This is a genomic window from Halomonas sp. THAF5a (genome assembly GCF_009363755.1).
Lineage (GTDB): Bacteria > Pseudomonadota > Gammaproteobacteria > Pseudomonadales > Halomonadaceae > Halomonas.
Genome location: NZ_CP045417.1, coordinates 245,445 through 258,088, shown reverse-complemented (window position 1 = coordinate 258,088; position 12,644 = coordinate 245,445). Strand labels below are relative to the sequence as shown.

The following is a 12,644-nucleotide window of genomic DNA, read 5'->3' as shown; positions in this document are numbered from 1 at the left end:
ACGACGAGGCCGCCCCTGAGGGCGGCCTCGTCACATCACGCAGGGCAGGATCAGGCGGCGGGGATCTCCAGCGCCTGCTGCACCGCCGGCCAGGCCGGCTCGCCGTCGAGGGTGGTCACGCCCTCGAGGAAGGCCTTGACCTTGGCGGGGTTCTCGCGCATCCACTCCAGGGCTACCTCTTCCGGCTCGCGCTCTTCGTAGCTGAAGCCGCGGATCATCGCGCTCTGGTCGTCGGCGGTGAAGCTGAGCTGGTCGAGCAGTCGGGTGGCGTTGGGATTGGACGCATTGAAGGCCGTGGAGACCAGGCTACGCACGTCGCTGCGGCCGCCTTCGGGCCCCCACATGTCCTGGGTGTCGGTCAGGTACTGCACGTCGTACTCGATGTTCATCCAGTGGGGCGTCCAGCCGGCGAAGACGATCCACTCCTCGCGATCGATCGCGGCGTCGACGGCGCTCAGCATGCCCGGCGTGGACGTCTCGGAGAGATCCCAGTCGCCGAGGCCATAGGTGTCGTTCTCCACCGCCCCGTTGAGGGTATCGCTCATCCCGGAGCCCACCTCGATGGAGTAGATGGTGCGGTCGAGCTTATCGGCGATCTCTTCGTCGGCCAGGTCCTCGGCGCTGGTCACTCCCGCCTCGTAGACGTAGGTCGGCACGGCGAAACCCAGGCGCGCCCCGTCGACGTTGTTGCCCAGGTCGACGATGGCATCCTTCTCTAGGGAGGCATCGAACATGGCCTGCTGGGCGGGTAGCCAGGCCGCGAGGTAGGCGTCGATCTCTTCCTGGGTCAGGGCCTCGTAGGTGATGGTGGAACCCAGCTCCTCCTGGGTGACCTCGTAGCCGAGGGTCTCGAGCAGGGTGGTCGCCAGGGCGGTCTTGACGGTCACGCCGGGCCAGGCCGGCACCGAGAAGCGCACGTCTTCCGGCTCGGCGGCCTGGGCCACGCTGCTCACGGCCAGCGGGGCGACCAGCAGGGTGCCGGCGAGGGCCAGCGTCAGGGGGCGAAGGGACAGGTTCATGGAGACTCCTTGGCAGGTCATGCCGTTGAAAACCAATACATGAACCTAGGCCGCCCGGCGTCACCGATCAAGCGGGCGCTGCCAACGCTAGGCCTGCGCGCCGTCTCCCTTGCCGGCCATGCGGCCCGCCTCGACCACCTCGATCCAGTAGCCGTCGACGTCCTTCACGAACACCACGTCCTTCATCTTGCCCTGGTCGGCGCGCTTGACGAACTCGACGCCGTTGGCGTCGAACCAGGCCTGGGCGGCCTCCAGATCCGGCACGCTGAAGCAGATGTGGCCGAAGCCCTGGGGCTCGGCGTTGCCGTCGTGGTAGGCGAAGTCGTCCTGGGTCTCGGTGCCCCAGTTGTGGGTCAGCTCCAGCACGCCGCGCTGGTCGAAGGTCCAGGCGGTGCGCGCGTCACGATCCTCGGGAACCGCCTCACCGGCCTCGGGGCGCGCCAGGAAGTAGAGCGAGAACTGCATCTCCTCGAAGTCGAGGCGGCGCAGCACCCGCATGCCGAACACGCGGGTGTAGAAGGCCAGCGCCGTCTCGGGATCCTTGATGCGCAGCATGGTGTGGTTGAGGCGGAAGCCGTTGCTCTCGGCGGTGGGCGCCTGGACGCCCGGGTGCTGTTCTCCCTGGAAGCTCATGCGGGACTCCTGTGGGTGCAAGTAGCGAATGGGCCAAAAAATCGCGGCACGATGCCGCCATGGTGACGAGAATGAAGGAAGTGGGGACGACGGGCAGGCTTTTCCAGCCCCCGGCAGGCACCGCGGCTCGCCATGACGATGCGCTCGCCCTTGCTGTGGCCCGGCAACCTTCTACACTAGTTGTACAGAACCTTGTACAACACTCCGACAACGAGAGAGGCACTTCCCATGTCCATCGCGGCCTACCAGCTGGGTGACCACGTCACCCTCAAGGAAATCGCCAACGCCGTCGCCCACGGCCTGACGCCCATCGTCGAGGTCGAATCGATGGACGGCATCTACACCGTGCGCTTCCACCACGCCAACGACGTCTCGGAGCTCTCCGACGCCGACGGCAAGACGCGCACCTTCCTCGGCACCGGCGAGATCCGCGACCTGCTAGGCGGCATCGGCCTGACCCACGGCGTGCTCACCTGGGGCGACCAGTGCGGCGACGAGATGATCGGCGTGCCGGGCCACGCCCTCTCGCCGGACGAGCTGCTGGCCAGCGGCACGCGCATCGCCTTTCGCTGATGCCTGGACGTCGACGGCCCCCGGGCGGCGCGATCCGCCTGGCGATCGCCCTGCTGATCGCCATCGCACTGACGGGCTGCGCGGGTCGCGAGCTCGCCACCCGCGACGAGCCGGGCGCGCTCTCGATCGATCGCGCGCTGATCCTCGCCGAGGCCAGGCGCTCCCTCGGCACCCCCTATCGCTATGGCGGCACCGGCGAGCAGGGCCTGGACTGCTCGGGCCTTGTGCAGCGCGCCTACGCTCGCGCCGGCATCCGCGTGCCGCGCACTTCCCGGGCGCAGTTCGAGACCCTGCCGCGCATCGAGGAGGCGCGTCACCACCACCGCCCTGACCCTGGACTACTGGCAGGCGCGCTTCCTGGGGGCCGCCGCCCCCGCGCCTTGATCGCCGCCCCCCTCCTGCACGACCGGCGCGCGTGCCTTAAGCCGTCGTTAAGTTGACCCAGCCACAGTATCGGGGACACGTCATGGAGACGCCCCGATGTCGATTCCCGATCCCGTTCCCGCCCCCGCTGCCGGCCACCGGCCGTCGACGCCCCCGCCTGCCGAGCGCGTGATCCGCGCCGCGGACGCCCCGCTCACGTGGCGAGAGGGCCGCCACCGGCAGGAGCGCCGGCGCCTCGAGCGGCTGGTGCGCCGCTGCTTCGCCGCCGAGCACGGCGCCCGCATCCGCCATTTCCTGCCCCGCCTCTTCGGGCTCTGGCAGGGCGATGTCCCCCTGGCGGCGGTGGGCGCGGGTCGCGCCGACGAGGGGCCGCTCTTCCAGGAGCACTACCTGGACGCCCCCGTCGAGGGGGTCCTCTCCCGCCACCTCGCACGCCCCGTGGCCCGCGAGGCGATCGCCGAGATCGGCAACCTGGCGAGCCTGCGCCGCGGCCTGCAGCGGCGCCTCTTCGTGCCGCTGATCGATCGGCTGGTCGTCGATGGCCTCGACTGGGTGGTGTTCACCGCGACGCCGACGGTGGCCAACGGCATCGGCCGCCTGGGCATCGCCCTCGAGCCGCTGGGTGCCGCCGACCCGTCGCGACTGGGAGAGGGGCAGGCGGACTGGGGTCGCTACTACGATCACCGGCCGCAGGTGATGGCCGGCGACCTGCGCCGGGCCCACGCCGTGCTCACCGAGCGCGGCCTGCTGGGCCCGACCCGCCCCGAGGAGGTCGCCCATGCGGCCCGGCACTGAGGCGCTGCTCGCGCGGCTGGCCCACCACGCCGAGGCGACGCCCGACGCCGTGGCCCTGGACAACGGGCGGCAACGCCTCCTCTACGGCGCGCTGCCCGGCGAGATCGCCGCGCGCCGCGCCCGCCTCGAGGCCCAGGGCGCCCGGCGGGTGGGCCTGGCGCTGGACAACGGCCTCGACTGGGCGCTCTGGCACCTCGCCCTGCTGGCCGCGGGCCGCGTCGACGTGCCGATCCCCGCCTTCTTCAGCGAGGCCCAGCGCCGCCATCTGGTGGCCCGGGCCGGCCTGGATGCCTGGATCGGCCCCGGCGCCGCGGCGCTGGGCTTCTCCCCGAGCCCCGACCCGGCCATCGACCGCCGAGCGGTGGCCGCGCCGCCCGGGCTGCACGCAGGCACCGGCACCATCACCTTCACCTCCGGCACCAGCGGGGCGCCCAAGGGGGTCTGCCTCGACCGCGCGGCCCCACTGCGGGTCGCCGAGAGCCTCGCCGAGGCGATGGCGCCGCTCGGCCTCAAGCGCCACCTGGCCATGCTGCCCCTGGCCACCCTGCTCGAGACCATCGGCGGGCTCTACGTGCCGCTGTGGCTCGGCGCCAGCGCCGGCCTGCCCGGCACCGCCGAGGCGGGCTGGACCGGCGCCAGCGGCTTCGATCCCCGCCTCGCGCTCTCGGCCATCGAGGCCTTCAGTCCGCATAGCCTGATCCTGGTGCCCCAGCTGCTGCAGGCGCTGGTGGAGCACTCGCCCCGGGCCCCGGCCGGGCTGCGCGTGGTCGCCGTGGGCGGCGCCCCGGTCGCCGCCTCGCTGCTCGAACAGGCCCGGGCCGGCGGCTGGCCAGTGATCGAGGGCTATGGCCTCTCGGAGGCCGCCTCGGTGGTCTGCCTCAACCGGCCCGGCGAGCCCGCCCGCGGCGTGGGCCGTCCCCTGCCCCACGCCGAGGTCCGCGTCGCGGCCGACGGCGAGGTCTGGGTGCGCGGCGCCACCATGCTCGGCTACCTGGGCGAGCCGCCGCTGGCCGGCTGGCACCGAACTGGCGACCTCGGCCACTGGCAGGGCGAGCACCTGGTGCTCGACGGCCGACGCCGCGACGTCTTCATCACCGCCTACGGCCGCAACGTCGACCCCCAGTGGGTGGAGGGCGAGCTCCGCGCCCGGCCCGCCATCGCCCAGGCCCTGGTCCATGGCGAGGCGCTGGCCCGCAACCGGGCGCTGATCGTGCCCGCCGACCCCGCGCTCGACGACCGCGACCTGGCGGCGGCCGTGGCCGCCGCCAACGCCGCCCTCCCGGACTATGCCCGGGTCGGCGAGTGGCGGCGCTGCCCGCCCTTCACCCCCGACAACCGGCAGCTGACGGCCAACGGCCGCCTGCGCCGCGACGTCCTCCATGCCGCCTATCGCGACTGGCTCCGGCGCCCCGCCGACGCGCCGTCGCGCTCTACCCCGCTCGATCCATCCATGCCCCGAAGGAGCCACCCCATGACCCCCTATCAACACCTGCAGGACGCCACTCGCGCCGAGCGCGACTGGCTGCTGGCCGCCCCGCTGCTGACCCGCGCCCTCGACGGAAAGGTGAGCCGCGAGGAGTATCTGGCCTTCCTCGGCCAGGCCTACCACCACGTGCGCTTCACGGTGCCGCTGATGATGGCCTGCGGCGCGCGCCTGCCCGAGCGTCTCGGCTGGCTGCGCAGCGCCCTGGTGGAGTACATCGACGAGGAGCACGGCCACGAGCAGTGGATCCTCGATGACATCCGCGCCGCCGGTGGCGATGCGGACGCCGCGGCCGCCACACCGCCCGCCCCGGCCACGGCGCTGATGGTCTCCCACGTGCGCGACGTCATCGCCCATGGCAACCCGGTGGGCTTCTTCGGCATGGTGCAGGTGCTCGAGGGCACCAGCACGGCGATCGCCACCCGGGCCGCCGAGGGTCTCCAGGCGAACCTCGGCCTGCCGGACGACGCGGTGCGCTACCTGACCTCCCACGGCAGCCTGGACATCGGCCACCTCGCCTTCTTCGAGGGGCTGGTGAACCGCCTGGACGAGGCCGAGCTGGCGGCGGTGATCGATACCGCGAAGATGGTCTATCGCCTCTACGGCGCCATGTTCCGCGGCGTCACCGCCCGCTGTGCCGGCGGCGACGCGACCCGGGAGCTCGCCGATGCGCTGGACTAAAACGCCCGGGACCCCGGGCCTCCCCGAGGGCGGCTGGGCCGCCCAGACGGTGCTGCTCACCGGGGCGAGCGGCGGCATCGGCGAGGCGCTGGTCGAGGAGCTGGCCGGTGCCGGCGCGCGGCTTGTGATCACCGGACGCCGCCGGGAGGCCCTCGACGCCCTGGCGGCGCGCCATCCGGGCCGGGTGACGGTCGTCGCCGCCGACCTGACCCGCGCCGAGGAGCGCCGGCGGCTGGTCGAGGCGGCCGTCGAGGCGGGCTGCACCATGCTGATCAACGCCGCCGGGGTGAACCGGGCGGGGCTCTTCGAGGCCTCGAGCGACGAGGACCTCGAGGCGCTGGTCACCCTCAACCTCACCAGCACCCTGCAGCTGACCCGGGCGCTGCTGCCCCGGCTGCTCGCCGCCGAGCACGGCTGGGTGGTCAACCTGGGCTCGACCTTCGGGAGCCTCGGCTATCCCGGCCAGGCCGGCTACTGCGCCACCAAGTTCGCCCTGCGGGGCTTCACCCAGGCCCTGCGCCGCGAGCTCGCCGACACCCGGGTCCGCGTGCTGCACGTGGCGCCCCGGGCCACCCGCACCGCCATGAACGCCCCCGAGGTCGAGGCGATGAACCGGGCGCTGGGCAACGCCATGGATGCTCCCCAGCGGGTCGCCCATCGCGTGCGCCGGGCCATCGAGACCGGGCGCGAGGAGACCCAGCTGGGCGGCCCGGAGCGGCTCTTCGCTCGGATCAACGCGATCGCCCCGAGCCTGGTCGACCGGGCCCTGCGCCGCCAGCTGCCCACCATTCGCCGCTTCCTCGCCCGCCCCGGGGGCGAGACGCCGTGAGGCGCACACCGCCCAGGGGCTCGACAGCCGCCTCGCGCCCGGCGACTATCCCGACAGCGACGCCGCCGACGTTGACCCTCGCAAGGACAGGACATGCGCATACTGCTGGTGGAGGATGATCCGAGCCTGGCCGCGGGCATCCGCCTGGCGCTCAAGCCCGAACACTACGCCGTGGACCGCCTGGCCGACGGCCGCCAGGCCCTGGCGGCGCTAAAGGGCGACGAGCCCTTCGATGCCGTGATCCTCGACCTGGGCCTGCCCGGGCTCGACGGCATGCAGGTGCTCGAGGCGGTGCGCCGGCGCGGCAATCGCGTGCCGGTGCTGGTGCTGACCGCCCGGGACGGCATCGATGACCGCATCGCCGGCCTCGACGCCGGCGCCGACGACTACCTGATCAAGCCCTTCCAGGTCGACGAGCTCAAGGCGCGGCTGCGGGCCCTGCTGCGCCGCAGCCAGGGGCAGGCCAGCCACGTGCTGGAGGCGCGCGGCATCCGCCTCGACCCCGCCACCCACAGCGTCAGCTGCCGGGACACGCCGGTGGCGCTGTCGCGGCGCGAGTTCGCCCTGCTGCAGGAGTTCCTCAGCCATCCGGGGCGAGTCTTCACCCGCGACACCCTGACCCGGCTGATCTACGGCTGGGACGAGGAGGTGGAGAGCAACGCCATCGAGGTGCACGTGCACCACCTGCGTCGCAAGCTCTTCCCCGAGCTGATCCGCACCGTGCGCGGCATCGGCTACGTGATGGACAAGGCCCCCTCATGACCTCGATCCGCCGCCGCACCCTCGGCGTGGTGCTGCTGATGTTCGGCCTGAGCATGCTGGTGATCGGCACCGTCAGCTACCACTACGCCGCCCACGAGGTCGAGGAGCTCTACGACGCCAACATGGTGCAGAGCGCCCGGCTGCTCGAGGGCCTGATGCAGGCCCCGCTGCCGGCGCCCCAGCGGGCCCTGCTGCTGGAGAGCATCGACACGGCGCTCAAGCGCGCCGAGCAGGCCGACCAGAGCATCGCCGGGCACCGCTACGAGAGCAAGCTGGCCTTCCAGGCCTGGCGGGGCGAGACCCTGCTGCTGCGCTCCGCCCTGGCCCCCGAGGCGCCGCTCACCGACCTGGACAACGGCTACGGCAACGCCCGGCTGGCGGACGGCGGTTGGCGGGTCTACGCCCTGAGCACGCCGGACGATGACCTGCGGGTCATCGTCGGGCAGCGGGAGGACGTGCGCGGCGAGCTGATCGCGGCCATCGCTCTGCGCACCCTGATCCCGGACCTGCTGGGCCTGCCGGTGCTGGGCCTGCTGCTGTGGTGGGCCACCGGCTGGGGCCTGCGGCCGCTGTCGCAGCTGGCCGCGCAGATCCGCAGCCGCGACCCCCAGAACCTGCAGCCGCTGGTCATGCGGCGGCTGCCCCGGGAGCTTGCGACCATCGCCGGCGCCCTCAACCGGCTGCTCGAGCGTATCCGCTCGCTGCGCGCCCGGGAGCAGCGCTTCATCGCCGATGCCGCCCACGAGCTGCGCACGCCGCTGGCCGTGCTCGACCTCCACGCCCAGAACGCCCTGGCCGCCGAGGATCCCGAGGATCGCCGCGAGGCGCTGGACAAGCTGCGCGGCGGCGTGGCCCGGGCCACCCGAATGGTCTCCCAGCTGCTCACCCTGGCCCGGCTCGAGCCCGAACAGGAGGGCGACGGCCGGGTCCGCGAGATCGCCCTGCTGCCCGAGGTGCGCGAGGCGCTGGCCAAGCTGATGCCGCTGGCCGTGGAGGGCCGCCAGGAGCTGCAGCTGGAGGCCGACGAGACGGCGGACTGGCGACTGGACGTGGAGCCCGGCACGGTCGACACCCTGCTGCAGAACCTGGTCGGCAACGCCCTTCAGCACTCGCCCGCGGGCGCGCTGATCCGCGTCATGCTCAGCGCCGGCCACGACGCCGTGACGATCACCGTCGAGGACCAGGGGCCGGGCATTCCGGCCGAGCAGCGCCAGCAGGTGCTGGCACGCTTCCACCGCGGCGGCCCCGGCGCCGGGGCCGGCCTGGGGCTCTCCATCGTCGATCGCCTGCTGCAGCGCCACCGCGGCGAGCTGCGCCTCGACGAGGCTCCGGGCGGCGGGCTGCGGGTCACGGCCTCGCTGCCGAGGACGCCGCGCGACGCGTGACGCAGGCCAGGCGCTGAGCCTCAGCGCTTCTCAGGCGCCTCACTGGCCCGATCGGGTCGCGACTCGTAGTCCACGCCGTGCTCGCCCAGATAGTCGCGAATCAGCTGTCTCACGACCTGAGAGGGCGTCAGGTCCTGGGCCGCGCAGAGCTGCTCGAAGGCACGCTTCTTGTGCGGATCGATCAGCAGGGTCAGGCGTGCCGTCTTCTTTTCCATGTCGCTTCTCCAGAGCATTATCATCAAATGTTAATGCTCACTTCCCTGCTGGGCAACGCCGGTGGCGTCTTTGCCGACCATGCCAATCACATGTTAATGTCGTTAACATAGATCACCGCCGCGATCTCCGGGAGGATCCTGCATGGCACGCCACCGACCGTCTCTTCCCGCCATCGCCACCGGCCTGCGCGCGGCCTGGCGAGACGGCTACGGCCTGGACGACCTGCGCCGCGACAGCCTGGCCGGGCTGACCGTCGGCACCGTGGCGGTGCCGCTCTCCATGGCACTGGCGATCGCCACCGGCGTGCCTCCCCAGCACGGGCTCTATACGGCGATCGTCGCCGGTGTGCTTATCGCGTTGACCGGCGGCTCGCGCTTCAATGTCTCGGGCCCGACCGCGGCCTTCGTCGTCATCCTCTTCCCTGTCGTCCAGCAGTTCGGCCTGGGGGGCTTGCTGATCGCCTCGATGATGGCCGGCGTGATCCTCGTGGCACTGGGCCTCACCGGCATGGGGCGCCTGATCCAGTTCGTGCCCTATCCGGTGGTGCTCGGCTTCACCGCGGGCATCGCGGTGGTGATCGCGGTGCTGCAGCTGCCCGACTTCCTGGGCCTCGAGGTCGAGCTGGGCGAGCATTTCGTCGAGAACCTCGGGCAGATCGCCATGTCGCTGCCGACCGTGGCCCCCCTCGAGCTGGGGGTCGGCCTCTTCGCCCTGGGGGTCATGCTGCTCTGGCCGCGCCTGGGGCTGCCGATTCCGGCGCCGCTGGTCGGCCTGGTGGCCGGGGCCCTGGCCGCCTTTGCCATCAACCACTGGCTGGCCGGGTCGGGCGCGGAGGTGGCGACCATCGCCTCGCGCTTCACATGGGAGGCTCAGGGCGAGGCGGGCGGCGGCATTCCCCCCATCGCGCCGAGCTTCATCGCGCCCTGGCGACTGCCCGGCGCGAACGGCGAGCCCCTGGCGGTGGATTTCGCCCTGATTCGCGCCCTGCTGGGGCCCGCCTTCGCCATCGCCCTGCTGGGGGCGATCGAATCGCTGCTGTGCGCCGTGGTCTCCGACGGGCTGACCCGGACCCGACATGATCCCAACGCCGAACTCATCGGCCAGGGGCTCGGTAACATCGTCGCGCCGCTGTTCGGCGGCATCACCGCCACGGCCGCCATTGCCCGCACCGCCACCAATATCCGAAGCGGCGCCCGCTCGCCGATCGCGGCCGTGGTACACGCGCTGGTGGTGCTGCTGGCGGTGGTGGCCCTGGCGGAGCTGCTGGGGCGGGTACCGATGGCCGCGCTGGCGGCCCTGCTGTTCATCGTCGCCTGGAACATGAGCGAGGCCCGTCATGTCCTGCACACCCTGCGCTCGGCCCCGCCGGGTGACGTGGCCATCCTCGCGACCTGCTTCACCCTGACCGTGCTCTTCGACATGGTGCTGGCCGTGGGGGTGGGCATGGGCCTGGCCGCCGCCCTGTTCATCCGGCGCATGGCGCTGCTCACCGAGACCCGTCGCGTCGACGGCGCGCCCCGGACCGACGTCGAGGCGCTGCCCGACGCGATCGCCCTCTACGACGTCGACGGCCCGCTGTTCTTCGGCGCCGCCGAGAAGGCGCTCACCTCGCTGCATCGCGTGGACCCGCAGGTGCGGGTCGTCATCCTCGACATGCACGATGTGCCGAGCATGGACGGCACCGCCATCGTGGCCCTCGAGGCGCTGATCGACGAGGTGCACCGCGAAGGCGTCTCGCTGGTGCTGGTCGGCCTGCCAACGCGGATCCTCGTCAAGCTGCGCCGGGCGGGCATCCGCCGATCGGCCGGCCGGCTGACCTGGTGCCGGGATCTTCCGCGGGGTCGACGCGTGGCGCAGCGCTGGCTCGAGCGACCCGTCTGAGCGTCCCAGGGCCACTGACACGCGACGGTCATCTCCCCTTAAGCGGCCGTTAAGCTGCCCCCCGTAGCGTCAGGGTACGGGGCCGATGCGCGGCCCGGCCACGACGAGGAGATGACCGCATGAGCACGATCCCCCTGGAGGCCCTGACCGTCCACGCCCGACAGGCCGGCGGGCTCGTCATCGCGGGCCTGCTGCTGCTGGCCCTTGGCGCGCTGCTGGTCGGCTGGCAGCCGGTGGCGATCCCGCTGGAGCTGGTCGCCCTGGGGGCGTCGGGGCTGGCGCTGCTGACGCCCGGCCTGCTCCAGCAGGAGGAGGCCCGGGAGACCCTCTACTGCCTGACCCTGGCCAGCCTGGTCACCCTGGTCGGCATTCAGCTGCTGGCCTGACGCCCACTCTTTACAGCCGCCGGGGCGACACGGATAGTGGGGCCTGACGACAGGGGCGCCGTGGCGATATCGACACGGCTGAGACGCACCCTTGGCACCTGACCCGGACAATGCCGGCGTAGGGAGTCGTGCCGCGCCGGCCGCCGCCGCGCCGGCACCTCCCCGCCGGGGAGGCCCCATGCATCACATCGACCCCGCCGCGCACCTCGACCGGGTGCGCGAGACCCGCCCGCTGGTCCACAACATCACCAACCACGTGGCCATGAACAGCATGGCCAACGTGCTGCTGGCGCTCGGCGCCTCGCCGGCTATGGTCCACGCCCGCGAGGAGGCCGCCGAGTTCACCGCCCTGGCCGGCGCCCTGACGATCAACATCGGCACCCTCTCGCCCCACTGGGTCGACGCCATGGAGGCCGCCGCACTGGCCGCCGGCGAGACGGGACGCCCCTGGGTGCTGGACCCGGTGGCGGTGGGCGCCACCCGCTACCGCCGCGAGACCGGCGAGCGGCTGCTGGCGCTCTCGCCGGACGTGATCCGCGGCAACGCCTCGGAGATCATCGCCCTGGCGGGCGGCGCCGGCGGCGGCCGCGGCGTGGACAGCACCGACCCCGCCGAGGCGGCCCTGGCGGCCGCCCGTCGCCTGGCCGAGCGGACCGGCGGCGTGGTGGCGGTGACCGGCGAGGTGGACCTGGTCACCGACGGCCGGCGCCTCGCCCGGGTGCGCGGCGGCCACCCGTTGATGCCCCGGGTCACCACTCTGGGCTGCGCGCTGACCGGGGTGGTGGCGGCCTTCCTGGCCGGCGCCGACGACCACTTCGCGGCGACGACGGCGGCGCTCGCTGGCTACGCCGTGGCCGGCGAGCTCGCCGGCGAGACGGCCCGCGGCCCCGGCAGCTTCGCGGTCGCCTTCCTCGACGCCCTCTACCACCTCGACCACGAGGCCCTCGCCGAGCGGGCCCGCCTGGAGATGACCGATGCCCCTTGATCTCTCGCTCTACCTCGTCACCGACGCCGGCCTCTGCGCGGACCACGGCCTGGAGGCGACCGTCGCCGCCGCGGTGCGCGGCGGCGTGACCCTGGTGCAGCTGCGCGACAAGCACGCCAGTGACGCCGAGATGATCGACCAGGCCCGCCGCCTCAAGGCGCTGCTGGCCGGCACCGGCGTGCCGCTGATCATCAACGACCGGCTGGAGGTGGCGCTCGCCGCGGAGGCCGACGGGCTGCACATCGGCCAGGACGACGGCGACGTGGCCCGGGCCCGCGCCGCCCTGGGCCCACAGGGGATCCTCGGCCTCTCGGTGCAGACCCACGAGCAGCTCGCCCGCCTCGACCCGAGCGCCCTGGACTACCTCGGGCTCGGCCCGGTGTTCGCCACCCCCAGCAAGCATGACCACGCCGAGCCGCTGGGCGTCGACGGCCTGGCCGCCTTGGTGGCGGCGAGTCCGCTGCCGAGCGTGGCCATCGGCGGGCTCAAGGTCGAGCACGCCGAGGCGGTGTACCGGGCGGGCGCCGACGGCCTGGCGGTGATCTCCGCCATCTGCGGCACGCCGGACCCCGAGGCCGCCGCGCGGCGTTTCGTTCGGTAACCCACTCGGTCAGTTCAGGCCCCAGGAGGCT

14 protein-coding genes and 1 riboswitch are annotated in these 12,644 nt (G+C 72.8%); of the genes, 11 read left to right on the top strand and 3 right to left on the bottom strand.

Annotation, left to right across the window (positions count from 1 at the left end):
• Positions 1–50: 50 nt before the first annotated feature.
• Both FIU83_RS01145 and gloA read right to left on the bottom strand, forming a co-directional pair.
• The gene (locus FIU83_RS01145; RefSeq protein WP_152482371.1) at positions 51–1,019 is read right to left on the bottom strand and encodes an ABC transporter substrate-binding protein; all 969 of its coding nucleotides are present in this window, start codon (positions 1,017–1,019) and stop codon (positions 51–53) included.
• Positions 1,020–1,106: 87 nt separating this feature from the next.
• Positions 1,107–1,652 carry a lactoylglutathione lyase gene (gene gloA / locus FIU83_RS01140; RefSeq protein WP_152482370.1) on the bottom strand — a complete coding sequence of 182 codons (546 nt, stop codon included), beginning with the start codon at positions 1,650–1,652 and terminating at the stop codon, positions 1,107–1,109.
• Positions 1,653–1,880: 228 nt separating this feature from the next.
• Between gloA and FIU83_RS01135 the strand changes: the two genes are divergently transcribed.
• The 7 genes from FIU83_RS01135 (at position 1,881) to FIU83_RS01105 (ending at position 8,544) form a co-directional block, all read left to right on the top strand.
• Positions 1,881–2,225, top strand: a complete 345-nt coding sequence (locus FIU83_RS01135) for a hypothetical protein (RefSeq protein WP_152482369.1) — start codon at positions 1,881–1,883, stop codon at positions 2,223–2,225.
• The gene (locus FIU83_RS01130; RefSeq protein WP_152482368.1) at positions 2,225–2,665 is read left to right on the top strand and encodes a C40 family peptidase; all 441 of its coding nucleotides are present in this window, start codon (positions 2,225–2,227) and stop codon (positions 2,663–2,665) included. Before FIU83_RS01135 ends, FIU83_RS01130 begins: the two co-directional genes overlap by 1 nt.
• Positions 2,666–2,705: 40 nt before the next feature.
• A complete protein-coding gene (locus FIU83_RS01125) occupies positions 2,706–3,404 on the top strand; it encodes a thermostable hemolysin (RefSeq protein WP_152482367.1) in 699 nt (232 codons plus the stop codon).
• Positions 3,388–5,568 (top strand): AMP-binding protein, encoded by a 2,181-nt coding sequence (locus FIU83_RS17725; RefSeq protein ID WP_152482366.1) that lies wholly within the window; start codon positions 3,388–3,390, stop codon positions 5,566–5,568. The genes FIU83_RS01125 and FIU83_RS17725 overlap by 17 nt, the downstream gene beginning before the upstream one ends.
• A complete protein-coding gene (locus FIU83_RS01115) occupies positions 5,555–6,397 on the top strand; it encodes an SDR family oxidoreductase (protein WP_152482365.1) in 843 nt (280 codons plus the stop codon). Before FIU83_RS17725 ends, FIU83_RS01115 begins: the two co-directional genes overlap by 14 nt.
• A 93-nt stretch (positions 6,398–6,490) precedes the next feature.
• Positions 6,491–7,159, top strand: a complete 669-nt coding sequence (locus tag FIU83_RS01110) for a response regulator transcription factor (protein ID WP_152482364.1) — start codon at positions 6,491–6,493, stop codon at positions 7,157–7,159.
• Complete coding sequence (locus FIU83_RS01105; RefSeq protein WP_152482363.1) at positions 7,156–8,544, top strand: ATP-binding protein; 1,389 nt, start codon at positions 7,156–7,158, stop codon at positions 8,542–8,544. Before FIU83_RS01110 ends, FIU83_RS01105 begins: the two co-directional genes overlap by 4 nt.
• Positions 8,545–8,564: 20 nt before the next feature.
• On the opposite strand, the gene FIU83_RS01100 is transcribed toward FIU83_RS01105, so the two are convergent.
• Positions 8,565–8,759, bottom strand: a complete 195-nt coding sequence (locus FIU83_RS01100) for a CopG family transcriptional regulator (RefSeq protein ID WP_152482362.1) — start codon at positions 8,757–8,759, stop codon at positions 8,565–8,567.
• 142 nt (positions 8,760–8,901) lie between these two features.
• On the opposite strand from FIU83_RS01100, the gene dauA reads away from it, so the two are divergent.
• From dauA to thiE, 4 genes are all read left to right on the top strand, one after another.
• Positions 8,902–10,641 (top strand): C4-dicarboxylic acid transporter DauA, encoded by a 1,740-nt coding sequence (gene dauA / locus FIU83_RS01095; protein ID WP_152482361.1) that lies wholly within the window; start codon positions 8,902–8,904, stop codon positions 10,639–10,641.
• Between the two features lie 119 nt (positions 10,642–10,760).
• Positions 10,761–11,027 (top strand): hypothetical protein, encoded by a 267-nt coding sequence (locus FIU83_RS01090; protein ID WP_152482360.1) that lies wholly within the window; start codon positions 10,761–10,763, stop codon positions 11,025–11,027.
• Positions 11,028–11,068: 41 nt separating this feature from the next.
• Positions 11,069–11,169: riboswitch (TPP riboswitch) on the top strand.
• A gap of 36 nt (positions 11,170–11,205) precedes the next feature.
• Entirely contained in the window at positions 11,206–12,012 is an 807-nt protein-coding gene (gene thiM, locus FIU83_RS01085) for a hydroxyethylthiazole kinase (RefSeq protein WP_152482359.1), read from the top strand.
• Positions 12,002–12,613, top strand: a complete 612-nt coding sequence (gene thiE / locus FIU83_RS01080; protein ID WP_152482358.1) for a thiamine phosphate synthase — start codon at positions 12,002–12,004, stop codon at positions 12,611–12,613. Before thiM ends, thiE begins: the two co-directional genes overlap by 11 nt.
• The last annotated feature ends 31 nt before the right edge of the window (positions 12,614–12,644 follow it).

Excerpts from the sequence above, each read along its gene's own strand:
- FIU83_RS01145 (WP_152482371.1), bottom strand. The coding sequence starts at position 1,019 with ATGAACCTGTCCCTTCGCCCCCTGACGCTGGCCCTCGCCGGCACCCTG.
- gloA (WP_152482370.1), bottom strand. The coding sequence starts at position 1,652 with ATGAGCTTCCAGGGAGAACAGCACCCGGGCGTCCAGGCGCCCACCGCC.
- FIU83_RS01135 (WP_152482369.1), top strand. The coding sequence starts at position 1,881 with ATGTCCATCGCGGCCTACCAGCTGGGTGACCACGTCACCCTCAAGGAA.
- FIU83_RS01130 (WP_152482368.1), top strand. The coding sequence starts at position 2,225 with ATGCCTGGACGTCGACGGCCCCCGGGCGGCGCGATCCGCCTGGCGATC.
- FIU83_RS01125 (WP_152482367.1), top strand. The coding sequence starts at position 2,706 with ATGTCGATTCCCGATCCCGTTCCCGCCCCCGCTGCCGGCCACCGGCCG.
- FIU83_RS17725 (WP_152482366.1), top strand. The coding sequence starts at position 3,388 with ATGCGGCCCGGCACTGAGGCGCTGCTCGCGCGGCTGGCCCACCACGCC.
- FIU83_RS01115 (WP_152482365.1), top strand. The coding sequence starts at position 5,555 with ATGCGCTGGACTAAAACGCCCGGGACCCCGGGCCTCCCCGAGGGCGGC.
- FIU83_RS01110 (WP_152482364.1), top strand. The coding sequence starts at position 6,491 with ATGCGCATACTGCTGGTGGAGGATGATCCGAGCCTGGCCGCGGGCATC.
- FIU83_RS01105 (WP_152482363.1), top strand. The coding sequence starts at position 7,156 with ATGACCTCGATCCGCCGCCGCACCCTCGGCGTGGTGCTGCTGATGTTC.
- FIU83_RS01100 (WP_152482362.1), bottom strand. The coding sequence starts at position 8,759 with ATGGAAAAGAAGACGGCACGCCTGACCCTGCTGATCGATCCGCACAAG.
- dauA (WP_152482361.1), top strand. The coding sequence starts at position 8,902 with ATGGCACGCCACCGACCGTCTCTTCCCGCCATCGCCACCGGCCTGCGC.
- FIU83_RS01090 (WP_152482360.1), top strand. The coding sequence starts at position 10,761 with ATGAGCACGATCCCCCTGGAGGCCCTGACCGTCCACGCCCGACAGGCC.
- thiM (WP_152482359.1), top strand. The coding sequence starts at position 11,206 with ATGCATCACATCGACCCCGCCGCGCACCTCGACCGGGTGCGCGAGACC.
- thiE (WP_152482358.1), top strand. The coding sequence starts at position 12,002 with ATGCCCCTTGATCTCTCGCTCTACCTCGTCACCGACGCCGGCCTCTGC.